The following is a 3,240-nucleotide window of genomic DNA, read 5'->3' as shown; positions in this document are numbered from 1 at the left end:
GGTGTATAAGAGACCGCGTGGGGACAGTGGGGGGGGGGTCGACACGGACCAGGGTGGTCCTGTCGACACCGTACGAGGCCCGACCGCCGAAGGTCTGAGACGACGGACCGTCGCCGGGGCGGCACCACGCGCCGTCGGAGTGCCCCGAGTGCGTCGCGCGCCCTCGCGCGCGAGAGACTGTGCGGCATGAGTGAGCGTCCCACCGACCCCAAGACCGTCCTGCTGCGCCGCGGGGAGGTGCACAGCCCCGCCGACCCCTTCGCCACCGCCATGGTCGTGGAGCGCGGCCAGGTGGCGTGGGTCGGCTCGGAGGGGGCGGCGGACGCCTTCGCGGGCGGTGTCGACGAGGTGGTCGACCTCGACGGTGCCCTGGTCACCCCGGCCTTCACCGACGCCCATGTGCACATGACGTCCACCGGTCTGGCCCTGACCGGCCTCGACCTGTCCGACGCGCCTTCGCTCGAGGCGGCTCTGGCCCTGGTACGGGACTTCGCCGCCGCCCGCCCGGACGACCGTGTCCTCCTGGGCCACGGCTGGGACGCCTCGCGCTGGCCCGGCGGGCGCCCCCCGACGCGAGCGGAGCTCGACGAGGCCACCGGCGGGCGCCCCCTCTACCTGTCCCGCATCGACGTGCACTCCGCGGTCGTCACGACGGCCCTGCTGGACCTGGTCCCGGGCACGGTCGGCCGCGAGGACGCCCCGCTCACCCGCGACGCCCACCACGCGGCACGCGCCGCCGCGCTCGGCGCGGTCACGCCCGCCCAGCGCGGCGAGGCCCAGCGCGCCGCCCTCGCCCACGCCGCCTCGCTCGGCATCGGGTCACTCCACGAGTGCGGCGGCCCCCAGATCTCCTCCGAGGACGACTTCACGGCCCTGCTCCGGCTCGCCGCCGAGGTGCCCGGCCCCCGGCTGATCGGATACTGGGCGGAGCAGGGCGACGAGGGTGTCGCCAGGGCCCGGGAACTGGGCGCGATCGGTGCCGCCGGCGACCTGTTCGTGGACGGCGCCCTGGGCTCGCACACGGCCTGTCTGCACCAGCCCTACGCGGACGCCGGCCACACCGGTACCGCCTACCTCGACGCGGACGCCGTCGCCGCACATGTCGTCGCCTGCACCGAGGCGGGCCTCCAGGCGGGCTTCCACGCCATCGGCGACGCCGCCGTGACCGCCGTGGTCGAAGGAGTGCGCGCCGCCGCCGAGAAGGTCGGCCTGGCCCCGGTGCGCGCCGCTCGCCACCGGGTCGAGCACGCCGAGATGCTCACCCCCGAGTCGATCGCCGCCTTCGCCGAACTGGGCCTGACCGCCTCCGTGCAGCCCGCCTTCGACGCGCTGTGGGGCGGCGAGAACGGCATGTACGCCCAGCGTCTGGGTGCGGAACGGGCCCGCACCCTGAACCCCTTCGCGGCCCTGCTGCGGGCCGGCGTCCCGCTCGCCTTCGGCTCCGACAGCCCGGTGACGCCCCTCGACCCGTGGGGCACGGTCCGGGCCGCCGCCTTCCACCGGACGCCCGGACACCGCGTCTCGGTACGCGCCGCCTTCACCGCGCACACGCGCGGCGGCTGGCGGGCCGTCGGCCGGGACGACGCCGGCGTCCTGGTGCCCGGAGCGCCCGCCGACTACGCCGTCTGGCGGACCGACGCGCTGGTCGTCCAGGCCCCGGACGACCGTGTCGCGCGCTGGTCGACCGACCCCCGTTCGGGTACGCCCGGCCTGCCCGATCTGACCCCGGGCCACGAGCTCCCAATCTGTCTGCGCACGGTGGTGGGTGGCCGGACGGTGTTCGTACGGCCGGGCGAGTGATCTACCGGGGTGGCGCGATCGCGATCGACCGCCGCCGTCCCGTCGCGCGACCTGCGCATCCTCCGTACTGACCAGGCATTTGGTGATGTTTCCGCAGGTCAAACGAGTGTTGACAGCCAGCCGCAGGGGGCCGGTAGGTTCTGCCGAGTCCACCACCGGACGCCCGACCGGGGAGCCTCCGCGCACTCGTCGCAGCGCCGCTGGGTCAGGGACGGTGTGCCGCACCGGGGCATCGTCGCTGGGAGCCAGGCTCAGCGCCCGCGCCGACGAGTGAACGTTCCGGCCGGTCGGGGAGGTGTGACCCGGGTGGGGCCCGGACGCTCAGTAGACAACGGCTTTCGGTCGACCCGCAGCCAGCGGGTCCCAGGTCGGCCCGAAGGGTGCCGGGCCCCCATCCGCAGCGCACACCGCCGTCGGCGCACCCGGTCACCAGTTCACACAGTCGTCCAAAAAGGCCTTCTTACCCCGTTCTTGCGCAATCGACACCACCGTACGAACGAGCTGTCACGTCATCGCAGGCCCCGGCCACTATGGTGGACCCCTGCGTACGACATGAAGGGGCAGCAGTGAACGACGGCGACGGGACCCTCGAGGCAAAGGCCCAGGGGAGGCAGTTCGGTCCGCTCGGCACGGCGTTGGTGATCATTCCGACCTACAACGAGGCCGAGAACATCAAGGCCATCGTCGGCCGGGTACGGAAGGCCGTCCCCGAGGCGCACGTTCTGGTGGCGGACGACAACAGCCCCGACGGCACCGGCAAGCTCGCCGACGAACTGGCCGCCGAGGACGGTCATGTCCACGTCCTGCACCGCAAGGGCAAGGAGGGCCTCGGCGCCGCCTACCTCGCGGGCTTCCGCTGGGGCCTGGACAACGGCTACGGCGTGCTGATCGAGATGGACGCCGACGGCTCCCACCAGCCCGAGGAACTGCCGCGCCTGCTCACCGCCCTCAAGGGAGCGGACCTGGTGCTCGGTTCGCGCTGGGTGCCCGGCGGCCGGGTGGTGAACTGGCCCAAGTCCCGCGAGTTCCTCTCGCGCGGCGGCAGCACCTACTCGCGCCTGATGCTCGACGTGCCGATCCGTGACGTGACCGGTGGCTACCGCGCGTTCCGCCGCGAGACCCTCGAGGGCCTCGGGCTCGACAAGGTCGCCTCGCAGGGGTACTGCTTCCAGGTCGACCTGGCCCGCCGAGCGGTCAGGGCCGGCTACCACGTCGTCGAGGTGCCGATCACGTTCGTGGAGCGGGAACTCGGCGACTCCAAGATGAGTCGTGACATCGTCGTCGAGGCGCTGTGGCGGGTCACGGCGTGGGGCGTCGGCGAGCGGGTCGGCAAGCTCACCGGCAGGAACAAGCAGGCATAGACAGGTCCCCGGGACTGCGCAGGTCCCGCTGACCGTCCCCTTATCCCGCACTGAGCCGGGCCCAGGCACACTGGGAGCA

General features: G+C 73.2%; 2 protein-coding genes. Both read left to right on the top strand.

Translation table 11 applies throughout. The annotated features are described in order from the left end of the window. Positions 1–186 precede the first annotated feature (186 nt). Positions 187–1,800 carry an amidohydrolase gene (locus ACFW2E_RS09765; RefSeq protein ID WP_384464039.1) on the top strand — a complete coding sequence of 538 codons (1,614 nt, stop codon included), beginning with the start codon at positions 187–189 and terminating at the stop codon, positions 1,798–1,800. A gap of 566 nt (positions 1,801–2,366) precedes the next feature. Beyond that, complete coding sequence (locus ACFW2E_RS09760; RefSeq protein ID WP_384464036.1) at positions 2,367–3,161, top strand: polyprenol monophosphomannose synthase; 795 nt, start codon at positions 2,367–2,369, stop codon at positions 3,159–3,161. Positions 3,162–3,240 lie beyond the last annotated feature (79 nt).

This window comes from Streptomyces sp. NPDC058964, from assembly GCF_042741275.1.
Taxonomy (GTDB): domain Bacteria; phylum Actinomycetota; class Actinomycetes; order Streptomycetales; family Streptomycetaceae; genus Streptomyces.
Note: the sequence above shows the minus strand (reverse complement) of the source record. Positions and strands in the feature narration are given on the sequence as shown.